Raw genomic sequence first — 22,169 nt, 5'->3', positions numbered from 1 at the left:
CATGGCCGGAAGTGAAGAGAAGCCGCGAAGCGAGAAGTTCGAGCGCGGCCTCGCCACACGGCGCGAAGTGCTCGGGGATGCCTATGTCGACAAGGCACTGGCATCCGCCGATGCCTTCGGCTGGCCGATGCAACAATATGCGACCGAAGTATGCTGGGACGAGATATGGAACCGTCCCGGCCTCGACCGCCGCAGCCGCAGCCTGCTCAACCTGGGCATGCTGTCGGCTCTCAATCGTGGGCACGAGTTGCGTGCCCACGTACGGGGTGCGATCAACAACGGGCTGAGCAAGGAGGAAATCCGCGAGGTCTTCCTGCAGGTCGCACTCTATTGCGGGCTTCCTGCCGGGCTCGACAGCTGGCGTGTCGCGCGCGAGGTGATGAAGGAGATGGGGCTCGATGACTGATATTCCCGTCATCCTAAACGCCGAATGGCCGGGTTTCCAGCGACGCACCGTTTCCGCCCCTGCCTCGGCGCTGAGCGTCCGGGTCGGCGGTGATCCGAAGGGCGAGCCGGTGCTGTTCGCGCATTCGATCCTGACCGGCAGTGCCGTATGGGCCCGGCAGGCAGCCGAACTGGCAGCCCGGGGCTTTCGCGTGCTGTGCATGGACATGCGTGGACATGGGCAGTCGGAAGCGACGCCTGCGCCCTATGCCATGGACGATCTGGTGGCCGATGCGATCGCCGTGCTTGATGCCTTCGATATCGCGAAGGTGCATTTCGTGGGCGTGTCGCAAGGCGGCATGATCGGCTTCGGTCTGGGTGTTCGCCATCCCGAGAGGCTCGCCAGTCTGACCATAGTGGCCGCGCGCGCCGATGCCCCTGCGCCCTTTGCGGCGGCATGGGACGACCGGATCGCGCTGGTTCGCACCGAGGGCAGCGTCGATACGCTGGCGCTGCCGACTGCGGAGCGCTGGTTCGGCAAGGCGTTTCTCGATGCCGAACCGGTTATCGCTGCCGATCTGCTGGCCTGCATTCGCGAGACGTCGGCAGAGGGCTTCATCGGCTGCGCGCAGGCGATCCAGGGGCTTGCCTATCTGGACGGGACTGCGCGCATCACCATGCCCACGGCGCTGGTGATTGGAGAGCACGATACCCTGCTGCTTCAGCCGATGCGCGATCTCGAACCGCTGGTTCCGGGCGCGATCCTGCACGAGATTGCCGGTGCCGGGCATCTGCCGCAACTCGATCGCCCCGACGTGTTCGCAGCGATCCTTGAAGACCATCTGAAACAGACACAGGCGGCCCTTAACTGAGCCGACCTGCACTATGCCGGGCGGCGAGCAGGAAAACTGCCGTCGCCCGGATCGGACGTAGCCGGATAACCGGCGCGCCACCCAGAACATAACAATGGAGAGGTGAGGATGCGGAGAGGCATTCCTGTCCCGTTGCTGATCTGTGCGATCAGCATGGCAAGCGGCGCGCATGCGCAATCATCGGAGCTGTCCTCCGGTCAGGCATCGACGGCTCCGCCACTCGGGCTGCCGGGAACCACGGGCTCGATCATCACCGGCGATCGTTCGGCCAGCGCGCCGGTTCGCACGACAGTGCCGACGGAGCCGACGGCCTATCCCGCGCCGGCTTCCGGGCTCGGTCCGCGTGCAGGCTATTATTACATCTCGCGCTGGGCGGAGGACTGGTCTTTTCTCAAGGATCGACCAAAAAGCGCAAGGGCCGATCTGTTCGATCCGCTGAAGTTCGTGCCGCTTGCCGATGACGGGAACGTCTACCTTTCGCTGAGCGGAGAAGAGCGGTTCCGCGTGAATTACACCACCCGGCCGGGATTGAAGGACAAGCGCGATCCCGATCAGGAACTGCTGCGCAGTGTGATTGGCGCCGACCTGCATCTGGGCGATCACGTGCGGGTCTATGGTGAACTGGCCAGCGCGCAACAGTGGGGGACGAACAGGTCGTTCGCGTCGACCTCGACAACAATCTCTCCCACCTATCGCAACGATCTGGTGGTCCAGCAGCTGTTTGGAGAAGTTCGCGGCAAGGTGCTGGGCGCGCAAATGGGCGTGATGGTGGGCCGTCAGGAGTTTCAGGACGGCCCGCCGGTCATCATCGGCACGCGCCCTGCCGGTAACGTCTATACGGTGCAGAACGGGGTACGGTTCTATGCGAACTGGAAGTCCGCGCGCGTCGACCTGTTCAGCTTCCGCTCGACCCTGTTCGGTACCGGTGCTTTCGACGATCCGGTGCTGGACAGCGAGCGCTTCAAGGGCATTCAGGCAAGTGTGCTCCTTGCTCGGGACAGGACGCCGTTCGGCAAGGCCAGGCTCTACGTCGATCCGTTCTTCTATCGCTACGAGAACGATGCGAAGAAGTGGGGCCCGACAACCGGTGAGGAGCGTCGCAACATCTATGGCACGCGGATATGGGGATCGCTCGGCAAGCTGACGCTGGATATTACCGCGCTTCGTCAGGACGGACGTTTCGCCGGTCGCCCGATTTCGGCCGACGGCTATTTCGCGCTCGCCGAATACCAGTTCAGCGATAGCGGACTGAAGCCGCGGATCGGCTTCCATACCGACTATGCTTCGGGCGGGGGCGCCTATGGCAGCGGCCCCTTGCACACGTTCAATTTCCTGACCGGAGCGACGCCCTATTTCAGCTGGGGGTTCTTTATTGCGCCCACCAACCTGCGCACGTTCGCGCCGGTCCTGCGGATCAATCCCACGCCTTCGCTGCGGGTGAGCGCGGAAGTCGAATGGCTGCGCCGGCCCAATCAGTCCGATGCCGTCTATCTTTACAATGGTGCCTATGCGGGCACGCAACTGGTGCGTGGGCATGATATCGGCAAGCTGCTCCGTGCCGATGCCGCCTGGAGCCTGTCACGACACCTGTCGGCAACGCTCTATCTGGAGCGCCTGCTACGTGGCGACGTGTTGCGACGCGCGAACCTGAACAGCAGCACCTATCTGGGAGGCGCGCTGACGTTCAGGTTCTGATGGAACCCGCCATTCTTTGCGTTCAGTTTGAGCAATGCACGACATGCTTGGCCCCGGTCTGCCGAAATCGACGTTATTTATCGGCAGCGAATCGCGAAATATCCGATACGAATTTGATCCTCGGGGCTCGAACTTGTGACCAATCGCCGAGAAAAGCGATCGGGCGGATACTTGTATAATTTATCAATAAAATAAATCATCCGATGACATGCATCGAGTCACGCAAGCGATCACCTACCTTAAGGTGCTTTCACAAGGACATCGGCGGTGTCCCACGGGAAGGCCTTCCAGCTTGAGGAGCGCCTGGGTCAAGGCTGGGGTGACTTGGGCCAGTTTCGATGGCTGGTAAACGCCAGTTCCATCACATGATATCGAACCGAATTTGAGTGCGACGCAGATTGCTTAGGTTTGTCGGCCGCATCTTCCCGCCGGCCTCTAGGCGACACGCATTTTCGGCCCCACAGCAGGGCACGGCCGCGGCCTCCCCCCTCCCTCAATGATACCTGTAACGTGAAAATTTCGGCGAGGACCAGCAACCGGGAGCACCTTGCACCAGCCCTCATAACCGCTGCGCGTTCGCGTTGCCGCCCGCTCTACGGCACCAGCACGGTGTCGAGCGGGGGCGCCGTCATATCCGGATAATCCAGCGTATAGTGCAGGCCGCGACTTTCATGGCGCTTCAAAGCCGAAGCCACGATCAGGTCGGCGCTCTGCAGGAGATTGCGCAGTTCGATCAAGTCGGTCGAGACGCGGAAGTGCCGGTAATATTCCTCGACCTCGCCATTCAGCATCTGGATGCGATGCATGGCGCGTTCCAGGCGTTTTGTCGTGCGCACGATACCGACGTAATTCCACATAAAGCGGCGGATCTCACCCCAGTTCTGCTTGATGACGACTTCCTCGTCCGAGTCCGTCACGCGGCTCTCATCCCATGGACGAACCGCCGGAGGAGCCTCGAAGCTGGCCCAGTTATCGAGAATATGGGTTGCCACCGCATCACCGAACACAAAGCATTCGAGCAGCGAGTTCGAAGCGAGACGGTTCGCACCATGAAGGCCGCTTTCCGTGCACTCGCCTGCCGCATAGAGCCCCGGCAGGTCGGTACGCCCGTCGAGATCGACCAGCACACCGCCGCAGGTATAGTGCTGCGCAGGAACGACGGGGATCGGCTCCTTCGTCATATCGATCCCCAGCCCCAGCAACTTCTCGTGGATGTTCGGGAAATGCTCTTTCACAAATTCCGGCGGCTGATGACTGATGTCGAGGTGAACGTAGTCGAGGCCGTAGCGCTTGATCTGATCGTCGATGGCGCGCGCAACCACATCGCGCGGCGCCAGTTCGGCGCGCTCGTCATAGTCGGGCATGAAGCGGTGGCCCGTGACGGGATGCTTCAGGTGCCCGCCCTCGCCGCGAACGGCTTCGGTTATGAGGAAATTCTTGACCTCAAGGCTGTAAAGGCAGGTCGGGTGGAACTGCATCATCTCCATGTTGGAGACGCGCGCACCCGCCCGCCAGGCCATGGCGATGCCGTCGCCGGTCGCTCCGCGCGGGGCCGTGGAAAACTGATAGACGCGCCCCGCCCCCCCGGTGGCAAGCACCGTGGCACGCGCGACGTGGGCCTCGACCCGGCCGCTCTCCTCATCGAGGGCGTAGACGCCCCAGACCCGGCCCGAGCCCGAATAGCGCTGTTCATGGCGCCCGGTGATGAGATCGATGCACGAACGGCCGGGCAGCAGCGTGATATTGGAGTGCGCCTCAGCCGCGCGCAGCAAGGCCTGCTGCACCGCCCATCCGGTCGCATCCGCCACATGGACGATCCGGCGATGCGAATGGCCGCCCTCGCGCGTGAGGTGCAACGCATTGCCATCCGCATTGAAAGGCACTCCCAGATCCACAAGGCGCTCGATCGCGCGCGGGGCCCGTTCGATCACGAACTCGACAGTCTCGCGCCGGTTGAGCCCGGCACCGGCGACCATGGTGTCCTCGATATGGTCCTCGAAGGTATCGCCAGCATCGAGGACCGCGGCGATCCCGCCCTGCGCCCATGCCGTGGACCCTCCGGTGAGGCTGCCCTTGGCGAGCACCAGCACCCGACAGGTCTGCGCCAGCGCCAGCGCGGCGGTGAGGCCGGCCGCACCGGAGCCGATCACGATCACATCCCACGGGTGCGATGGCGCCACGTCACCCTGTCCGACAGCCATGGGACCGACCTGGTCTTCGAGGTGCATTTCTTCGAACCTTTCCCGCGATATTTACGATCCGCCGGGCGGTCGCCGTGCGGCCACCCCGTCAGGGCGTTACTCCGTAGGTAGGTGCAGCCCCGGCAACAAGTCGATTTCGTGCAAGTGCGGAACCGTCAATTGCGCAAGCCACAAAATAACGTCGGAGATGACCAAAAATGGCTCAAAGCGGGACTGGCTGGAAATTTTTGTTTTTCTTTTCGCGCCTGCGCAATTGATAGAATCGCTAAAAATGTCGTAATTATCCTATCTTTTTAGGAAGTAATGCCGCACGTGCGAACAAGCACTTGTACAAGTATGTAATTTATGTTCAAAATGAACCCAATGAAACGAATCGTGCGCGAACAGAGGTTCGCAAGGCTGGGGGGCCTGTCGAGTCGTTTTCTTACCGTACCGGGGCGGACTACCTAGGCTGAATTTGAATTGTGAAGGATGAAGTGCCACGATCCCAACGGGATACGGTGGTATTGAACGTGCTTGACCGAGGCGTCATCGCGCAAACTTCGGCCTGAGCGCGTCATCTAGTGCGGCGAGTATTGATTTGAAACGCTTTTGCGCTTCGAGATGAGGATACGACTATGACTGCTATACAGTCTGCGACCGATTTCCGTCACTCCGACCTGACGCTCTCGAACCAGAGCGACACGCCTGGACCGCCGTCGGCCACTCAGATACTCGCCAGCCTCGGCACCGAAGATGACCCGAAGGGGCTGCTGCCGCTACCGCGCATGTGCCTGTTCAACCGCCACAAGCCACGCAGCAAGGACGTCGTCTGGGACGGCACGCACTATGTCGGCGAATGCGAACGATGCGGCAGCGCGATCAGGCGCGTGCGCCACCAGATGTGGCTGCGCGACTGGCGATAGCATTAAACTGCCGCGCCCAACCTGCATAAAAGGGCGCGGAGAAACATCACGCCCCTCATGCACCAATAATCTCCTGCCGATCAGGCAGCAGCTGCCTCGCTGGTGAGCGAGACGAACACGTCTTCCAGATCCGCCTCGCGCGTCGTCACGTCGACGACCGTGAAGCCCTGTGCCTGCACCGCCGAGAGGATTTCACCCGCATTGCTGCGATCCTTGTCGTAGGTGATCCGCAGCCCCCGCTCTCCTTCCGCCTCGCACTTGAGGAAACCGGGATGGCTGGGCAGCTGCGTCACATCGCGGTCCAGCGTCAGGACGAGAATCTTCTCGCGCGCCATGCCGACCAGCTCGCGCGTCGGCTTGTTGGCGATCAGTTCACCGTGGTTGATGATGGCGATGCGATCGCACAGCTCCTCGGCCTCTTCGAGGTAATGCGTGGTCAGCACGATCGTCGCGCCTTCGCGGTTCAGCTCGGACACAAGCTCCCACAGCTGGCGGCGCAGCTCCACATCGACACCGGCGGTCGGCTCGTCGAGCACCAGCACCGGCGGCTGATGGACCAGCGCCTTGGCGATCAGCAGGCGACGCTTCATGCCGCCCGACAGCGTGCGCGCATAGGCATCGCGCTTGTCGGCCAGATGCACCGCGCGCAGCAGGTCTTCGGAACGGCGCAGAGCCTTGGCAATGCCGTAGAAACCGGCCTGATTCTCCAGCACCTCGAACGGGGTGAAGAACGGGTCGAACACGATCTCCTGCGGGACGATGCCGATCGAGCGCTTGGCATTGCGCTGATCGCGATCGATATCGAAGCCCCAGATATCGATGCTGCCCGAAGTCTTGCGGACCAGTCCGGCCATGATGTTGATCAGCGTGGACTTGCCCGCGCCGTTCGGCCCCAGCAGGCCGAAGATGCCGCCTTCCGGCACATCGAACGAGACCCCCTTCAGCGCCAGCTTGCCCTCGCCGGTGCCGGCAGGAGCATAGCGCTTGACGAGGTCACGGATGGCGATCGCGGGGGTGCTGGTCATGCGCTGCCCTTAGCGGGTCTGTTGCGGGCGCGTAAAGACCGAAGGGCGCACATCGACCGACCCGTCTCTACTCCTGCGCATCATAGCGGGCACGCGCCTGCTCGATCACCGGGCGATGCGCGAAGGCCCAGGCGCCCAGCAGCCGCACCGGCTCGGCCAGCGAATGCCCCAGCGGGCTCAGCGCATAGTCCACCTGCACCGGCACCGTGGCATGCACGGTGCGCTCCACCAGCCCGTCACGCTCCAGCGCGCGCAAGGTGCGCGAGAGCATCTGCTGCGAAATCCCGCCGATCTCGCGCTTCAGCGCGTTGAAGCGCAAGGCCCCGTCCAGCAGGCGCATCACCACCATCATCGACCATTTGTCGCCCACGCGAGCGAGGATATCGCCGATCGCCGGGCAATAGCGATGATCCGCGCTGGCCTTGGCATGTTCGAGCGCGGCAACGGCATCGTCGAAATCATGAGTGGTCATATTCATGTGACCTGGTCCTTAAAATATGCGTTCTTGGCCAACCGATACGAACAGCATACCTAGACCCGGTCACAAATCCAGACCGAGGATACTCTCCCAGATGAAACTGCTCCACATCGATTCCAGCATCACCGGCGAACACTCCGTCAGCCGCACGGTGTCCAAGGCCATCGTCGAGGCGCTGACCGCAGGCGACGCCTCGGTCGAAGTCTCGACGCTCGACCTTGCCGCCGCACCGCTGCCGCACCTGACGCTCGATGTACTCGGCAATCCGGACGGTTCGGACGAGCTCAACCAGTTCCTTGCCAGCGACGTGATCGTGATCGGCGCGGGCCTCTACAACTTCACCGTTCCCAGCCAGCTCAAGGCCTGGATCGACCGCATTCTGGTTGCCGGCAAGACCTTCCAGTACACCGCCGAAGGTCCGGTCGGCCTGGCAGCCGACAAGAAGGTGTTCGTCGCGCTCGCTCGCGGCGGCTTCTACGGCGAAGGCCAGCCCGCCGCCGCTTTCGAGCATGGCGAGACCTACCTGCGCGCCGCGCTGGGCTTCATCGGCATCACCAACCCGACCTTCGTTCTGGCCGAAGGCATCGCCATCGACCAGGCGACCCGCGAGGCGGCCGTCGCCAAGGCACTGGAAGAGGCCAAGGCCCTGACCGTCGCCGCCTGACCGGCATCCATGCGTTCCTGCACGTCGGCTCGTCCCTTATGGATGACCGGCGTGCGGGACACGCATCCCCTCCTGCAAAAAACCGGACTGGCCTTCGCGCCGCAGCCTTGGTAATCGCCGGAACCATGAGCACGCAGCCCGAAACCGTATACGTCGAGTCGCACCGCGTCAGCTGCGACGGCGCCAGCGACATCCGCAGCAACGGCCAGTACAAGCCCGCCGCCCTCGGCCACCCGCGCGTGTGGCTGGAGATCGACGAGAAGGGCTATGTCGAATGCGGCTACTGCGATCGCCGCTTCGTGCTGAAGGGCGGCCCGGCAGACCAGCAGGCCGCGTAAGCGCCGCTGCAGTACAGCCTCAATCGGGCCGAGCCACTTTCCCGATCTTCCCCTTGGCCGCAGGCAACCCTATATCCTGCCGCCATGACCTATTCCGATCCCCGCTCGCTGCTCTATCGCCACCTCTCGCCCGAAGAGGCATCGGCGCTGGCGGCGCAGACGCTGTCGGCCTGCGAGGACGGCGAGTTGTATCTCCAGTTCGTCGCCACCGAGGCGTTCGGCTTCGATGACGGTCGCCTGAAAACCGCCGACTATTCGCGCGATGCAGGGTTCGGCCTGCGCGGCGTTTCCGGCGAGATGACCGGCTTTGCCCACGCCAACGAGATTTCGCCCGCTGCCATCCGCCGCGCGGGCGAGACCCTGCGGCTGCTCGATTCCGCCACCGCGCTGCGCGCCGCGCCGCCGCCGGGCAACAACCGCCACCTCTACACCGATGCCTCGCCGCTCGATCTGGTGCCGTTTGCGAAGAAGGTGGCGCTGCTGGAAAGCATAGATGCCGCCGCCCGCGCCCGCGATCCGCGCGTGGCGCAGGTCAGCGCCAGCCTGGTCGGTTCGTGGTCGGTGGTCGAGATCGTCCGGCCCGACGGCTTCATCGGCACCGACGTACGCCCGCTGGTGCGTCTGAACGTCAACATCGTCGCCGAAAGCAACGGACGCCGCGAAACCGGCAGCTACGGCATGGGCGGACGCTACCTCTACGACACCCTGTTCGAGCCGGAGAGCTGGAACCACGCCATCGACGTGGCGCTGGGACAGGCGCTGACCAACCTTGAAAGTGTCGATGCCCCGGCGGGCGAGATGACCGTACTGCTCGGTCCCGGCTGGCCCGGCGTGATCCTGCACGAAGCGGTCGGCCATGGGCTTGAGGGCGATTTCAATCGCAAGGGCACATCCGCCTTCTCGGGCCGCATCGGCGAGCGTGTCGCTGCCCCCGGCGTCACCGTGGTCGACGATGGCAGCATCGAGAACCGTCGCGGCTCGCTCTCCATCGACGACGAGGGCACGCCCACGCAGGAAACCGTGCTGATCGAGGACGGCATCCTCAAAGGCTACATGCAGGACCGCCTGAATGCGCGCCTGATGGGCACGAAGGCCACCGGCAACGGGCGCCGTGAAAGCTATGCCCACGCCCCCATGCCGCGCATGACCAACACCTTCATGCGCGCCGGGAACGACGATCCGGCAGAGCTGCTCTCGCGCCTGAACAACGGCATTTATGTGAAGTCGATGGGCGGCGGTCAGGTCGATATCGTCTCGGGCAAGTTCGTGTTCTCGTGCAACGAGGCCTACAAGGTCGAGAACGGGCGCATCGGCGCGCCGATCAAGGGCGCGACGCTGATCGGCGACGGCCCCAGCGTGCTGACCCGCGTGAAGGGGATCGGCAACGATCTCGAACTCGATCGCGGCGTCGGCGTGTGCGGCAAGGCCGGGCAGAGCGTGCCCGCCGGTGTCGGCCAGCCCACCCTGCTGATCGAGGGTATCACCGTGGGCGGGACGGCGTAATCGCAGCCTGACCGGGGCCTGATCCGGCTCGTTTCACCGCGCATGCGGAACCGCTGGCGCTCAGCATGTGTTCACCGGGCAGCGGATAGGGTGTCTTTCAGAACAAGGAGAATCGCTGATGAGACGTATTGCGATCACCGCTCTTTCCGCCACGGCCCTGATTGCCGCCGCGGCCGGGATCACCCTTTCGACCGCGGCTTTCGCGGCCAAGCCCAAGCTGACGCCGGATGAGCAGATCGCCAAGATCGTCGGCAAGCGCGTGCCCGGCAAGCCGGTCAACTGCATCAACCTGCCGCAGATCGACAGCACCCAGATCGTCGACAAGACCGCGATCGTCTACAAGGACGGGTCGACCTATTACGTGAACCGGCCGCATAACGCGGACACGCTGCGGGAAGACGACATTCTCGTCACCAAGACCTTCTCCAGCCAGCTCTGCCGCCTTGACACCGTGCAGTTGCACGACCGGGCAACGCCCTCGATGTGGCGCGGCTTCGTCTCGCTGAACGATTTCGTCCCCTACCGCCTGCCGCCCAAGAAGTAAGCGGCAGGGTGCCCGTCCTCCTGTCGGCGCTCCTTCATTGCAGCCGGTAGGTGGAGACGACCGCCAGCGTATGCAGCGGCACGGTCAGCGCCATCATGATCCGCGTGGAGCAGATGGCGCAGTCCAGCGCCGAGCCGATCTCACGGTCACAGGTGAGGCAGGCCTTGCGGGAAAAGCGCCCGTCGATAAGGTCGAGCAGGAGATGCTCGTCCTCGGAAATGACAAGCCCCTCGCCCGCGCGCACCGGTCTGCCAAGGCCGATCTCGTACAGCCGCATCAAGCTGTCGAGCACCGGGGTCAGCATCGTGCAGTCGTGACTGTCGAGCACGCGCCACAGACGCGGCTGCGCCGACATCCCCGCCTCGCGCGCCTCGCTCCAGCATCGAATCGCCTCGACCAGCATGGTGGACGGTGCGGCAGTCTGATGAACGGGCGGCGTGAAGTGGCGTGTCATTGTCGATCCTTTTCCGAGCTACCCCTCATGAGCGTCGATACTATTATTGCTATTAATTCTCATTACCATAAATAAACATCAACGTGCAAGGCCCGATCTGCCCGTTCCGGACGCTTTCACCACGCCGGATGTCACAACGCGCAAAAGCACAAAGGGCACTCACCGTCGCCGATGAATGCCCTTTGCGAAAGCGTTGCGCCGTGATCCGGATCAACGAATGAGGAAAATCATTCCCACTCGATCGTGCCCGGCGGCTTGCTGGTGTAGTCGTAGACCACGCGGTTGATGCCCTTGACCTCGTTGATGATGCGGGTCGCTACGCGGCTGAGGAAGCCGGCGTCGAAGGGATAGATGTCCGCCGTCATGCCATCGGTGGAGGTGACGGCGCGCAGCGCGCAGACGCTGTCGTAGGTGCGGCCATCGCCCATCACGCCCACGGTCTTGACCGGCAGCAGCACCGCGAAGGCCTGCCAGATCGCATCGTAGAGACCGGCGTTGCGGATCTCTTCGAGGTAGATCGCATCGGCCTTGCGCAGGATATCGGCCTTGTCGCGGCTGACTTCGCCGGGGATGCGGATCGCGAGGCCAGGGCCAGGGAACGGGTGACGGCCGACGAACACGTCGGGCAGGCCCAGCTCGCGACCCAGTTCGCGCACTTCGTCCTTGAACAGTTCGCGCAGCGGCTCGACCAGCTTCATGTTCATGCGCTCGGGCAAGCCGCCGACGTTGTGGTGGCTCTTGATCGTCACCGACGGGCCGCCGGTGAAGCTGACCGATTCGATCACATCCGGGTACAGCGTGCCCTGTGCGAGGAAGTCGGCGCCGCCGATCTTGCGGGCCTCGTCCTCGAACACGTCGATGAAGGTCTTGCCGATGAACTTGCGCTTCTTCTCGGGGTCGGTCTCGCCCTCAAGCCCCTTGAGGAACAGCGTCGAGGCATCGACGTGGACCAGCGGGATATTGTAGTGGCCGCGGAACAGGCTGACGACCTGCTCGGCCTCACCCGTGCGCATCAGGCCGTGATCGACGAAGACGCAGGTCAGCTGGTCGCCGATCGCCTCGTGGATCAGCACTGCTGCGACCGCCGAATCGACGCCGCCCGAAAGACCGCAGATCACCTTGCCGTCACCCACCTGGGCGCGGATTTCCTCGATCTTGGTCTTGCGGAACTCGGCCATGGTCCAGTCACCGGCCATGCCGCAGACGTGGCGCACGAAGTTCTTGAGCAGCTTGCCGCCGTCGGGCGTGTGGACGACCTCGGGGTGGAACTGCATCGCGTAGATGCGCTTCTCGTCGTTGGCGATCACCGCGAAGGGCGCGCCGGGGCTGGAGGCGACCGGGCGGAAGCCGGGGGCCAGCGCCGTCACCTTGTCGCCATGGCTCATCCACACCTGGTGCGTTTCGCCGACCTTCCACAGGCCGTCGAACAGCGCGCAGTCATCGGCGATCTCGATGAAGGCGCGACCGAACTCGCCGCCCTCGCCGCCCGTGACCTGCCCGCCCAACTGGTGCATCAGCGACTGCTGGCCATAACAGATGCCGAGCATAGGCAGTCCGCTTTCGAGGATCACGTCCGGAATGCGCGGGCCGTTCTCGTCGAGCACCGAAGCGGGCGATCCAGAAAGGATCACGCCGATCGGGTTCATCCGGGCAAAGGCCTCGGCAGCGGTGGTGAAGGGGGCGATTTCCGAATAGACGCCCGCCTCACGCACGCGGCGTGCGATCAGCTGCGTCACCTGGCTGCCGAAATCGACGATCAGGATCGAATCGGTGCTCTGGCCCGTGGCCGGAATCGACGTCTGGTCTGCGCTCTGGATAGTCATGGCCGGCCACTATAGCGGGTTTGCGCAGGTGTCCAGTGCGGCGATGGTGCCAAGGACGAGAGTTTGCCCCCGGCGTGCGCGATGCCTTCTGTCCTGCCGATTGCGTTTCAATGAATCGCGGCCTTAATTGCGTTTCTTGCAAGCAAGATTGTTACTTTCGAATTTGCGAAAATTTCTGTTACGCTTATTTGACACCCCAGACAGCGGGACCAAGCGTTTCGTGTCCACGATAAAACGATAAATATGTTTGCAGGAGCAACCAACATGACTCTCGTCGAAAAGACCGTCGGCATCGCCGCGGCGCTCGGCGTCAGCGCGCTGGCATTCGCCATCGCACTCGTCTGAGCGAGACGTCGCCCCGGATTGGCGTTACCGGGTCTCAAGAAGAAGTAAGGGCGTTCCCGCGAGGGAAGCGCCCTTTTTCTTTGCGCGCTTTCCATGCCCGCCGCCCCGCCCGCCGCCCCGCCCTCAGCTTCCCATGCACGCCATGCAAGCGCGGCACCTGTGATCGCGCCGCCTTGAATTATACAGTGTTACTGTATATATTGCACTCCGTCCCAATCCCCCGGAGACGAGAGACCCCGCATGACCCAGCCTACCCCCAAGGACATCGTCCACCGCTTCAACACCGATGTCATCCAGAAGGCCGACCGCGCCGCATTCGACGCGATCATGGCGCCCGATTACGTCAACCGCACCGCGCCGCCGGGATCGCCGAACGATCTGGAAAGCATCTGGCAGACCTTCATGGGCCTGCACTCGGCGTTCAGCGACCTGACCGTGCACATCCATGACATGTTCGCCGAAGGAAGCGTGGTCACGACCCGCAAGACGATCACCGGCACCCACACCGGCAAGCTGATGGATATCGAGCCCAAGGGCGGCGCGCTCTCGGTCGACGTCATCGACATCGTGCGCGTGGCCGATGGCCGCTATGCCGAGCACTGGGGCATCAACACGCTGTCCCAGGCGCTCGCGGCGCTGCGCGAAGGCGCGGCAGCCTGACCTTACCCCTGCCCTAACCCGCACTTCCCGCCGCGATACGCTCCAGCAAGGGTATCGCGGCGTGGAGTTGCGCCTGCTCCGTCTCGCTGAGCGCCTCGCGGATCCGGCTACCGATGCGCGCGGTGCGTATCGCCCGTGCCCGCTCGACCTCGGCCTGACCCGCCGCCGACAGCGCATAGAGCCGACTGCGCCCGTCCGCCGGATCGGGCATCCCCTCGACCCAGCCTGCCGCCTCCATCTGCGCGACGACCAGCCGCATCGTCTGGTGACGCACGCCGCGCCGCTCGGCCATGGCGGCAACGTTCATCGCGCCGTCGCGCTCCAGCAGGCCGAGCGTGTCGGACTGGGCGGTCTTCTCCCCCCCCGGCATCGCCCGGACCGCGCGCACCAGCGTACCGACGACACGGCGCAGATCGTCCGCGAGCGCCTCTGCCCTGTCGTCGTCCTTGCCCCCGCCTTCCCTGCCGCCCTGCTGCCTGTTCATGCCCAACGTCCACACCATCGAATTACCGGGCTCGCTGATGCCCCAAAGCACGCGTACAGGCAAACCGCGACGATCACTGGCGACGATGCGCTCTGCAGGACGGACAGACCGCCCGCATCGCTTGTGGAAAAGGCGCCCTCCAGCGCCGGTTTCGCTTTAGATTCCGCGCGCGCGTGCCTATATAATCGATATGGCAACTGATCCGGAAACCCCCAAGCCCAACGCCCCCAACGCCAATGCCTACGGTGCGGAATCGATCAAGGTCCTCAAGGGCCTCGATGCGGTCCGCAAGCGCCCCGGCATGTATATCGGCGATACCGACGACGGCTCGGGCCTCCACCACATGGTGTTCGAGGTTTCGGACAACGCCATCGACGAAGCGCTGGCAGGGCATTGCGACCTGGTGCTGATCGAACTGAACCCCGATGGCTCGGTTTCGGTCGAGGATAACGGCCGCGGCATTCCCACCGGCCTGCACCCCGAAGAGGGCGTTTCCGCCGCCGAAGTGATCATGACCCAGCTCCACGCAGGCGGCAAGTTCGAGAACACCTCGGACGACAACGCCTACAAGGTCTCGGGCGGTCTGCACGGCGTGGGCGTCTCGGTGGTCAACGCGCTGTCGGAATGGCTGGAGCTGACGATCTGGCGCGAGGGCCAGGAACACTGGATGAAGTTCGCCAACGGCGATGCCGTCGCCCCGCTCGAGGTCAAGGGCCCGGCTCCGAAGAGCGACCGCAACCCCGATGCGGACGGCTTCAAGAAGGGCACGCGCGTCACCTTCCTCGCCTCGGACGAGACGTTCAAGAACGTCACCGTCTACGATTTCGACAAGCTGGAGCACCGCTACCGCGAACTGGCGTTCCTGAACTCGGGCGTGCGCATCCTGCTGCGCGACAAGCGCGGCGAGGAAGTGCGCGAGCACGACCTCTATTACGACGGCGGCATCGGCGCCTTCGTGCAGTATCTCGACCGCAACAAGGCGGCGCTGATGGAAAGCCCCATCGCGATCACCGCCGAGAAGGACGGGATCGGCATGGAAGTCGCGCTCGAGTGGAACGATTCCTACTACGAGAACGTGCTGTGCTTCACCAACAACATCCCGCAGCGTGACGGCGGCACCCACCTCGCCGCCTTCCGCGCCGCACTGACGCGTACGCTCAACGGCTATGCCGAGCGTTCGGGCCTGCTCAAGAAGGAGAAAGTCACGCTCTCGGGCGACGACATGCGTGAAGGCCTGACCGCGATCGTCTCGGTCAAGCTGCCCGATCCGAAGTTCTCCTCGCAGACCAAGGACAAGCTGGTCTCTTCCGAAGTGCGCCAGCCGCTGGAAGCGCTGATGGGCGAGAAGATGAGCGAATGGCTGGAAGAAAACCCCGCCACCGCCAAGGCGATCATCCTCAAGGTGATCGATGCCGCCGCCGCCCGCGAAGCCGCCAAGCGCGCCCGCGAGCTGACCCGCCGCAAGGGCGCGATGGACATCGCCAGCCTGCCCGGCAAGCTGCACGACTGCGCCGAGCGCGATCCGGCCAAGTCCGAAGTCTTCCTCGTCGAGGGTGACTCGGCAGGCGGTTCGGCCAAGCAGGGGCGCGACAGCCACTATCAGGCGATCCTCCCGCTCAAGGGCAAGATCCTGAACGTGGAACGCGCGCGGTTCGATCGCATCATCTCCTCGAAGGAAGTCGGCACGCTGATCCAGGCCATGGGCACCGGCATCCGCGACGATTTCAACATCGAGAAGCTGCGCTACCACAAGATCGTCATCATGACCGACGCAGACGTCGACGGGGCGCACATCCGCACCCTGCTGCTGACGTTCTTCCATCGCCAGATGCCCGAGATCATCCGCGCCGGGCACCTCTTCATCGCCCAGCCGCCGCTCTACAAGGTCGCCAAGGGCCGCTCGGAAGTCTACCTCAAGGACAATGCCGCGCTCGATCGCTATCTGGTCGAGGCGGGGCTTGCCGGACGGGTGCTGGAAACCACCGGCGGCGCGCGTTCGGGCGCCGATCTGCAGGTGCTGGTCGAGCACGCCGTGCGCCTGCGCAACCTGATGGCCTTCGTGCCGCGCCGCTACGATCCGGTGATCATCGAATCGCTGGCGCTTGCCGGTGCCTTCGCCACCGACCTTTCGGCAGAGGCCCGCAGCGGCGCCCTCGCCCGCGCCGCCGCCTGGCTGGAGCGCGGTGACGGCGAAGCGCGCTGGTCGGCCCGCCTCTCGGAAGACGGCACCGTCGAGGTCGAGCGCCTGTGGCGCGGCGTCACCGATCACCACAAGATCGAGGCCGCCTTCCTCGTCAGCGCCGAAGCCCGCAAGCTCGCCCGCCTCGCCGCCGAGCAGGCAGAGGTCTACGCCGGAACCGCCCGCCTCGTGCGCGCCGGTGCGGCGGCAGAGACCAGCGAGCCCGAAGCGCCCGCCACCGAAGGCGAGACCGAGGAAGAGATCGTCGAATCCGCAGCGCCTGCCCGCAAGGTCGCGGCCGACGATGCGATCACCCGTCCGACACAACTTCTCGAAGTGGTCCTCGCCAGCGGCCGCAAGGGCCTGTCGATCTCGCGCTACAAGGGTCTGGGCGAAATGAACCCGGAGCAGCTGTGGGAGACCACGCTCGATCCGGACAACCGCATCCTGCTGCAGGTCAAGGTCGAGGATGCCGACGTGACGGACGAGATCTTCACCCGCCTGATGGGCGACGTGGTCGAACCGCGCCGCGACTTCATTCAGGAGAACGCACTCAACGTCGCCAACCTCGATGTCTGAGTTCTTCAGGTTTTCGCAAAAACGAAAAGGGCCTGCCGGGAGGATATCCCGGCAGGCCCTTTTTCATGAGGCCAGAGCGGTCTTAGCCTGCCTCTAGCCTATCTCTAGCCTACCTCTAGCCCGTCTTAGCCTGCCTTCAGTCCGCCTTGGCCTCGGGTGTCTGCGCGGCAGACGCGGCGGCGGCGAGAGCGGCGGATTTCTGCGGCCAGGGCGTGACCGGCTGCCCGTTCGGGGCGTTGAAATAGGTCGTCTGCGTCGGATAGGCGAAGACAATGCCTTCCTCGGCAAAACGCTTCACGATCGACACGACAAGACGATCGCGCAAGGGGTGGGCGATGGACCAGTCGCGGCCCGGCACGTCCACCAGCAACGTGTAATCCAGCGAACTGGCACCGAAGTTCTCGAACCCGGCGCGCGAGGGCGTGCCCCCCTCGGCCAAGACCAGTTCCTTGAGCATGTCGGGAATGCGCGCCAGCGTCTCGGGCGGGGTCTCGTAGGCGACGCCGATGGCGAACGGCAGGCGGATGTGGTCGCGCCCGGCAACGTTGAAAATTGTCTTTTCCAGCAGGTTCTTGTTCGCGATCACCATCAGCTCGCCGGTATAGGCACGGATGCGGGTGGACTTCATGCCGATGGTCTCGACCGTGCCCGAGAAGGTATCGAACGTCACCGCATCGCCGCGCCCGAACGGGCGGTCGAAGATGATCGCCAGCGCCGCGAACAGGTCTGCGAAGATACCCTGCGCAGCAAGGCCGATGGCGATACCGCCAACGCCAAGACCGGCAACCAGACCGGTGACATTGACGCCCAGATTGTCGAGCAGCACCACGCCCGCGATGGCAAAGACCGCGAAGCTGACGAGGAGGCGGATCAGCCCCATCGCGTTCATCACCGCCTCGCCCTTGAAGTTCTCGGACGAGGTGCGGTGCTCGATGGCCCCCAGGATGATTTCGCGCGCCCAGATCGCGCCCTGGATCACGGCAGCGATGGTGAACAGGAACGCCACCAGCTTGTCGAGCCAGCCCGGCGTTCCGGCGTAATTGTCGACCACGCGGATCGCCACCATCACGATGAAATAATTGGTGGTTTTGGTGATCGCCTTGCCGACGATGGCCAGCCAGTTACGCCGGGCATCCTCTTCACGGATCAGGCGATGGCCGAACCGCCGCGCCGCCGTCAGTGCAAAGGCGATGGCCACGGCGACGATGCCCGCGATCAGGATCTGCAGCCAGTAATCGCCGATCCAGTCCATCACCGACTTGGAGAAATGATGGAACATCTGCTCGGGCGTATAGTGCGGCCCGGCGGGTGCCGGTGCAGCGGCGGCAGTAGCCGTGCTCGTGGGGGCTGGAGCGGTGGCGGCGGTGGCTGTCATCGTCGGCCTTTCGGGTGCATTTCAAAACGGTATCGCGAAAACGGACGGCAGTTTCAGGCGCCCGCCGTGTCCCGAAAGACAATGCAGCGCCCGGCGTCAAGGTTCCGCTCAAAGGTTTGCAGCGCAACGATCCACCGGCTCGACAGACCGTTTGGCGCGGTTCTGGACCGGAATACGAGCACCTGATACGCCGGCCAGGCCCCACCTGTCGCGAAAGGAACGCCCATGGCCCGCAGCTTCGGAGCAGCCCCAAGCGTGGAAGACTTCGAGTTCCTCGCACAGGCCGCGTTCCACCGCATTCCAGCCCCTTTCGCCAGACACCTCCAGGGCATCACCGTCAGCGTGGAGGAATTTGCCGACGACGAGACTCTGAACGCCCTCGGCATCGAGGATGGCTGGGAACTCACCGGTCTTTATCATGGGCGCCCGATGGAGGACGAAACCATCTGGAGCGCGGGGGAGGAGCGACCGCACATCACGCTCTACCGCCAGCCCCTGCTTGCCGAATGGTGCGAAAGCGGCGTGACGCTGGATGCGCTCGTAACGCACGTGGTGATCCACGAGGTCGGCCATCACTTCGGCCTCAGCGACGAACAGATGCATGCGCTGGAAGAGGCATCGGACGATTGAATGCCGCTGAAATGTCACGCAACACGCGTTGATCCGCCCTGCATTTGCGTGCAGGAGCAAGGCATCCATCCCATTTTCCCGTGAACCCGTCGCGGGATGCCGACCATTCGGGGAATGCCTGAGATGAAATCCCGCCTGCGCCCAGTTTCTGCATACGGCGCCCTTGCGCCTGCCCTGCTCTCCACCGCACTCGTCGCCCTGCTGGCGGGCTGCGCAACGCCGCCCAGCAGCGCCGCGCCTGCCCCGGCTGAAGCGAAAGCGGACAGCAGTCCCGTCACCGTCGGCATCCTGGCGTTCAACGACTTCCACGGCAACATCGAAGCGCCGCATCAGGCGGTAATGGCACCCGATGGCAAGGGCGGGACGATGGCGGTTCCGGCCGGCGGCGCGGCCTGGCTCGGCGCCACGCTCGAAAACCTGCGCAAGGACTACACCTATAGCCTGACCGTGGCCGCAGGCGACATCATCAGCGCCTCGCCGCTCAGCTCCGCGCTGTTCGTTGACGAGCCGACCATCGGCGTGATGAACCGCATCGGCCTCGATATCACCTCGATCGGCAACCACGAATTTGATCGCGGCATCAAGGAACTGCACCGCGACCAGTTCGGCGGCTGCGAGAAGAACACGCTGCGCCAGCCCTGCCAGCTTGAACAGTTCGGCGGCGCCAAGTTCCAGTACCTTGCCGCCAATGCGGTGATGCCGGACGGCAGCACACTGTTCCCCGCCACCGCCATCCGCAGCTTCGGCGAAGGCGCGCGCAAAGTCACGATCGGCTTCATCGGCCTGACGCTGAAGGACACCGCCGATCTCGTCTCCTCGCAAGGCTTGCAGGGCCTTCGCTTCGTCGACGAAGCCAGCACGATCAACGCCCTGGTGCCCAAGCTGAAGGCGCAAGGCGCCGATGCCGTCGTCGTGCTGATCCATCAGGGCGGCGCGCAAAGCGGCAAGGAGCACGATCCCAGCGCCTGCGCAGGTTTCGACGGGGCGATCGAGCCGATCCTTGCGAAGCTGGACCCCCGCGTCGATCTGGTGGTCTCGGGGCATACCCATCAGGACTATGTGTGCAACTGGGGCGCGGTCGATCCGCAACACCCCGTGCTGCTGACCAGCGCCGGGCTTTACGGCAAGGAAGTGACCGACATCACGCTCAAGATCGACCCGGTGACGCACAAGGTCGTCGGCAAGAGCGCGCATAACGTGATCGTCCAGAGCCCGGCCTATCAGGGCAAGGACGGCCTTGTCGCCAATACCGACCATTACCCGCAGCTTGCCGCCGACCAGCAGGTCGCGGCCTATGTCGAGCGCTATGCTGCGGCGGCGCGTACGCAGGCGCAGCGTCCGGTCGGCCATCTGGCGGGAATGGTCTCCTCGCCCGACAGCGGCATTGCCGGAGGCGGCACGCTCGGCAGCCTGATCGCCGATGCCCAGCTTGACGCTACAAGGGGCGCAGGCGCGCAGATCGCCTTCACCAACGCCTTCGGCATTCGCGCCCCGCATATGCTGGCACCCGCCAAGGACGGCTCGCTGACTTATCAGCAGATCTACGCGATCCAGCCCTTCGGCAACGTGCTCGTCACCAAGTCGCTGACCGGGGCCGAGATCAAGACCCTGCTGGAGCAAGGCTATGACGACGACCAGCCGCACCAGTCGCTCGTCCCCAGCCATGGCTTCGCCTATAGCTTCGACCTGTCCAAGCCGATCGGTGCCCGCGTGGTGAAGATCACGCTAGACGGCAAGCCGCTCGATCCCGCGAAGACCTATCGCGTCACCACCAACAACTTCCTGACAAACGGCGGCGACAGCTTCGGCGAACTGGCGAAGATCTCCGGCGGGACGATCGGCATGAACGATCTCGATGCGCTGGAAGCATGGCTCGCCGCCGTGCCGATGCGCGCAGTGCCAACCGAGACGCGTGTCACGCAAATCGGCACGGGCAAGTAAGCGCTACAAGAAAGGCCGGGGAGTTCGCTTCCCGGCCTTGCTTTATGTCTCAGTGCATCCCGGCATTGCCGACAACCCAACAGGCCAACGCCATCAGCAGACCAAGGTCGCGGTTCGAACGAAAGCGCGCCAGTGCGTTGCCGCCGTCGTCCGGCTTGAGCGTGACGACCTGTGCGCCCAGATGCAGCGCCACCGGCGCGAGGCCGAGGAAAGCCACCCAGTCTGCCCGGATCAGCCAGAACGACAGCGCCCAGAACGCGACAGAGGCCGCATAGAACAGCCCCACACCGGGCCTGACCCACTGCCCCATGCGCAGCGCGGACGAGCGGATGCCGATCATCGCGTCATCCTCGCGGTCCTGCAGCGCGTAGATCGTATCGTACCCGATGCACCAGGTGATCGCCCCTGCATAGAGCGCCAGCAGCGCGCCGATATTGTCGCCCCGGATCTCAATCCAGCCGACCAGCGCGCCCCAGGTGAAGACCATGCCCAGCCACGCCTGTGGCCACCAGGTGATCCGCTTCATATAGGGATAGGCGGCGACAAGGCCGAGGCTTGCGAGCGCCATGACCTCTGCCTGCCAGCGCAACTGCACCAGCACCACAAGCCCGACGAGGCACAGCAGGCCCAGCCACAACGCGGCGGCCTTGCGGCTGACGCGACCGCTCGCCACCGGGCGCTGCGCGGTGCGGGCCACGCGGCGGTCGAGATCCGCATCGACGATATCGTTCAGCACGCAGCCTGCGCCGCGCATCGCGATCGAGCCGACCAGCAGCAGCGCGATCAGGCCGATCCGCGCCTCGCCGCCCGCCAGCAGCACGCCCCAGGCGCAGGGCCAGAACAGCAGCCACCAGCCGATCGGCCGGTCGAACCGGGCGAGCATGGCATAGTCCCGCCACGGCGCGGGCAGGCGCCCCACCAGGCCGCGATGCTGCGAGTCCGGGACGAAGGCCGAATTGATATGGTTTGGCGTATTATTCAGTGTGTCACTCACACTGCACGGCCTAGTCCATCCGCGCGTCGCTGTCATGGCAAGACTGCGCCCCATCTCCCGCAATGCACGTTGCAACGAAGATCGTGACGAGCCCCT

General features: G+C 64.2%; 20 protein-coding genes. 12 read left to right on the top strand and 8 right to left on the bottom strand.

Translation table 11 applies throughout. The features are described 5' to 3' along the window. The first annotated feature begins 1 nt into the window (after position 1). The 3 genes from AC3EC3_RS11035 (at position 2) to AC3EC3_RS11025 (ending at position 2,951) form a co-directional block, all read left to right on the top strand. The gene (locus AC3EC3_RS11035) at positions 2–406 is read left to right on the top strand and encodes a carboxymuconolactone decarboxylase family protein (protein WP_488489655.1); all 405 of its coding nucleotides are present in this window, start codon (positions 2–4) and stop codon (positions 404–406) included. Then, positions 399–1,256 (top strand): alpha/beta fold hydrolase, encoded by an 858-nt coding sequence (locus tag AC3EC3_RS11030; RefSeq protein WP_488489654.1) that lies wholly within the window; start codon positions 399–401, stop codon positions 1,254–1,256. The genes AC3EC3_RS11035 and AC3EC3_RS11030 overlap by 8 nt, the downstream gene beginning before the upstream one ends. A gap of 108 nt (positions 1,257–1,364) precedes the next feature. Beyond that, positions 1,365–2,951 carry an alginate export family protein gene (locus AC3EC3_RS11025; RefSeq protein ID WP_488489653.1) on the top strand — a complete coding sequence of 529 codons (1,587 nt, stop codon included), beginning with the start codon at positions 1,365–1,367 and terminating at the stop codon, positions 2,949–2,951. A 593-nt stretch (positions 2,952–3,544) separates the two neighbouring features. Here the strand turns inward: AC3EC3_RS11025 and nadB are convergent. Next, positions 3,545–5,152, bottom strand: coding sequence for an L-aspartate oxidase (nadB, locus tag AC3EC3_RS11020; RefSeq protein ID WP_488489652.1), 1,608 nt, complete (start codon positions 5,150–5,152; stop codon positions 3,545–3,547). A 617-nt stretch (positions 5,153–5,769) separates the two neighbouring features. Here nadB and AC3EC3_RS11015 point away from each other — a divergent pair. Beyond that, positions 5,770–6,057, top strand: coding sequence for a hypothetical protein (locus AC3EC3_RS11015; protein ID WP_488489651.1), 288 nt, complete (start codon positions 5,770–5,772; stop codon positions 6,055–6,057). A gap of 80 nt (positions 6,058–6,137) precedes the next feature. Here AC3EC3_RS11015 and AC3EC3_RS11010 read toward each other — a convergent pair whose 3' ends face one another. Together AC3EC3_RS11010 and AC3EC3_RS11005 are read right to left on the bottom strand one after the other, a co-directional pair. Then, the gene (locus AC3EC3_RS11010) at positions 6,138–7,082 is read right to left on the bottom strand and encodes an ABC transporter ATP-binding protein (protein WP_488489650.1); all 945 of its coding nucleotides are present in this window, start codon (positions 7,080–7,082) and stop codon (positions 6,138–6,140) included. Positions 7,083–7,149: 67 nt separating this feature from the next. Then, positions 7,150–7,560, bottom strand: coding sequence for a winged helix-turn-helix transcriptional regulator (locus AC3EC3_RS11005; protein WP_488489649.1), 411 nt, complete (start codon positions 7,558–7,560; stop codon positions 7,150–7,152). A 94-nt stretch (positions 7,561–7,654) separates the two neighbouring features. On the opposite strand from AC3EC3_RS11005, the gene AC3EC3_RS11000 reads away from it, so the two are divergent. From AC3EC3_RS11000 to AC3EC3_RS10985, 4 genes are all read left to right on the top strand, one after another. Then, positions 7,655–8,224 (top strand): FMN-dependent NADH-azoreductase, encoded by a 570-nt coding sequence (locus AC3EC3_RS11000; protein ID WP_488489648.1) that lies wholly within the window; start codon positions 7,655–7,657, stop codon positions 8,222–8,224. A gap of 125 nt (positions 8,225–8,349) precedes the next feature. Next, positions 8,350–8,562 carry a zinc-finger domain-containing protein gene (locus AC3EC3_RS10995; RefSeq protein WP_260925135.1) on the top strand — a complete coding sequence of 71 codons (213 nt, stop codon included), beginning with the start codon at positions 8,350–8,352 and terminating at the stop codon, positions 8,560–8,562. 84 nt (positions 8,563–8,646) lie between these two features. After that, positions 8,647–10,065, top strand: a complete 1,419-nt coding sequence (gene tldD, locus AC3EC3_RS10990; protein WP_488489647.1) for a metalloprotease TldD — start codon at positions 8,647–8,649, stop codon at positions 10,063–10,065. Positions 10,066–10,183: 118 nt separating this feature from the next. Beyond that, positions 10,184–10,609: a hypothetical protein gene (locus AC3EC3_RS10985; RefSeq protein WP_488489646.1), complete on the top strand. Its 426-nt coding sequence runs from the start codon at positions 10,184–10,186 to the stop codon at positions 10,607–10,609. Between the two features lie 34 nt (positions 10,610–10,643). Here AC3EC3_RS10985 and AC3EC3_RS10980 read toward each other — a convergent pair whose 3' ends face one another. Beyond that, a complete protein-coding gene (locus AC3EC3_RS10980; RefSeq protein ID WP_488489645.1) occupies positions 10,644–11,063 on the bottom strand; it encodes a hypothetical protein in 420 nt (139 codons plus the stop codon). A gap of 227 nt (positions 11,064–11,290) precedes the next feature. Further along, positions 11,291–12,886 carry a glutamine-hydrolyzing GMP synthase gene (gene guaA, locus AC3EC3_RS10975; RefSeq protein WP_260925147.1) on the bottom strand — a complete coding sequence of 532 codons (1,596 nt, stop codon included), beginning with the start codon at positions 12,884–12,886 and terminating at the stop codon, positions 11,291–11,293. A 585-nt stretch (positions 12,887–13,471) separates the two neighbouring features. On the opposite strand from guaA, the gene AC3EC3_RS10970 reads away from it, so the two are divergent. Continuing rightward, on the top strand, positions 13,472–13,891 hold the full coding sequence (locus AC3EC3_RS10970) for an ester cyclase (RefSeq protein ID WP_488489644.1): 420 nt from the start codon (positions 13,472–13,474) through the stop codon (positions 13,889–13,891). 13 nt (positions 13,892–13,904) lie between these two features. Here AC3EC3_RS10970 and AC3EC3_RS10965 read toward each other — a convergent pair whose 3' ends face one another. Then, positions 13,905–14,426 (bottom strand): MarR family winged helix-turn-helix transcriptional regulator, encoded by a 522-nt coding sequence (locus AC3EC3_RS10965; RefSeq protein ID WP_488489643.1) that lies wholly within the window; start codon positions 14,424–14,426, stop codon positions 13,905–13,907. A 139-nt stretch (positions 14,427–14,565) separates the two neighbouring features. Here AC3EC3_RS10965 and gyrB point away from each other — a divergent pair, with 139 nt between their 5' ends. Further along, positions 14,566–17,133 carry a DNA topoisomerase (ATP-hydrolyzing) subunit B gene (gene gyrB / locus AC3EC3_RS10960; protein WP_488489642.1) on the top strand — a complete coding sequence of 856 codons (2,568 nt, stop codon included), beginning with the start codon at positions 14,566–14,568 and terminating at the stop codon, positions 17,131–17,133. A gap of 136 nt (positions 17,134–17,269) precedes the next feature. Here gyrB and AC3EC3_RS10955 read toward each other — a convergent pair whose 3' ends face one another. After that, entirely contained in the window at positions 17,270–18,508 is a 1,239-nt protein-coding gene (locus tag AC3EC3_RS10955; RefSeq protein WP_488489641.1) for a mechanosensitive ion channel family protein, read from the bottom strand. 225 nt (positions 18,509–18,733) lie between these two features. On the opposite strand from AC3EC3_RS10955, the gene AC3EC3_RS10950 reads away from it, so the two are divergent. Then, positions 18,734–19,138, top strand: a complete 405-nt coding sequence (locus tag AC3EC3_RS10950; RefSeq protein WP_488489640.1) for a metallopeptidase family protein — start codon at positions 18,734–18,736, stop codon at positions 19,136–19,138. 123 nt (positions 19,139–19,261) lie between these two features. After that, the gene (locus tag AC3EC3_RS10945) at positions 19,262–21,079 is read left to right on the top strand and encodes a bifunctional metallophosphatase/5'-nucleotidase (RefSeq protein ID WP_488489639.1); all 1,818 of its coding nucleotides are present in this window, start codon (positions 19,262–19,264) and stop codon (positions 21,077–21,079) included. 49 nt (positions 21,080–21,128) lie between these two features. Here AC3EC3_RS10945 and ubiA read toward each other — a convergent pair whose 3' ends face one another. Then, a complete protein-coding gene (gene ubiA, locus AC3EC3_RS10940; protein ID WP_488489638.1) occupies positions 21,129–22,073 on the bottom strand; it encodes a 4-hydroxybenzoate octaprenyltransferase in 945 nt (314 codons plus the stop codon). Between the last annotated feature and the right edge of the window lie 96 nt (positions 22,074–22,169).

It is taken from the genome of Novosphingobium sp. BAM6, from assembly GCF_057784955.1.
This window is presented reverse-complemented; position numbering and strand designations above follow the sequence as displayed.

Excerpts from the sequence above, each read along its gene's own strand:
- AC3EC3_RS11035 (WP_488489655.1), top strand. The coding sequence starts at position 2 with ATGGCCGGAAGTGAAGAGAAGCCGCGAAGCGAGAAGTTCGAGCGCGGC.
- AC3EC3_RS11030 (WP_488489654.1), top strand. The coding sequence starts at position 399 with ATGACTGATATTCCCGTCATCCTAAACGCCGAATGGCCGGGTTTCCAG.
- AC3EC3_RS11025 (WP_488489653.1), top strand. The coding sequence starts at position 1,365 with ATGCGGAGAGGCATTCCTGTCCCGTTGCTGATCTGTGCGATCAGCATG.
- nadB (WP_488489652.1), bottom strand. The coding sequence starts at position 5,152 with ATGGCTGTCGGACAGGGTGACGTGGCGCCATCGCACCCGTGGGATGTG.
- AC3EC3_RS11015 (WP_488489651.1), top strand. The coding sequence starts at position 5,770 with ATGACTGCTATACAGTCTGCGACCGATTTCCGTCACTCCGACCTGACG.
- AC3EC3_RS11010 (WP_488489650.1), bottom strand. The coding sequence starts at position 7,082 with ATGACCAGCACCCCCGCGATCGCCATCCGTGACCTCGTCAAGCGCTAT.
- AC3EC3_RS11005 (WP_488489649.1), bottom strand. The coding sequence starts at position 7,560 with ATGAATATGACCACTCATGATTTCGACGATGCCGTTGCCGCGCTCGAA.
- AC3EC3_RS11000 (WP_488489648.1), top strand. The coding sequence starts at position 7,655 with ATGAAACTGCTCCACATCGATTCCAGCATCACCGGCGAACACTCCGTC.
- AC3EC3_RS10995 (WP_260925135.1), top strand. The coding sequence starts at position 8,350 with ATGAGCACGCAGCCCGAAACCGTATACGTCGAGTCGCACCGCGTCAGC.
- tldD (WP_488489647.1), top strand. The coding sequence starts at position 8,647 with ATGACCTATTCCGATCCCCGCTCGCTGCTCTATCGCCACCTCTCGCCC.
- AC3EC3_RS10985 (WP_488489646.1), top strand. The coding sequence starts at position 10,184 with ATGAGACGTATTGCGATCACCGCTCTTTCCGCCACGGCCCTGATTGCC.
- AC3EC3_RS10980 (WP_488489645.1), bottom strand. The coding sequence starts at position 11,063 with ATGACACGCCACTTCACGCCGCCCGTTCATCAGACTGCCGCACCGTCC.
- guaA (WP_260925147.1), bottom strand. The coding sequence starts at position 12,886 with ATGACTATCCAGAGCGCAGACCAGACGTCGATTCCGGCCACGGGCCAG.
- AC3EC3_RS10970 (WP_488489644.1), top strand. The coding sequence starts at position 13,472 with ATGACCCAGCCTACCCCCAAGGACATCGTCCACCGCTTCAACACCGAT.
- gyrB (WP_488489642.1), top strand. The coding sequence starts at position 14,566 with ATGGCAACTGATCCGGAAACCCCCAAGCCCAACGCCCCCAACGCCAAT.
- AC3EC3_RS10955 (WP_488489641.1), bottom strand. The coding sequence starts at position 18,508 with ATGACAGCCACCGCCGCCACCGCTCCAGCCCCCACGAGCACGGCTACT.
- AC3EC3_RS10950 (WP_488489640.1), top strand. The coding sequence starts at position 18,734 with ATGGCCCGCAGCTTCGGAGCAGCCCCAAGCGTGGAAGACTTCGAGTTC.
- AC3EC3_RS10945 (WP_488489639.1), top strand. The coding sequence starts at position 19,262 with ATGAAATCCCGCCTGCGCCCAGTTTCTGCATACGGCGCCCTTGCGCCT.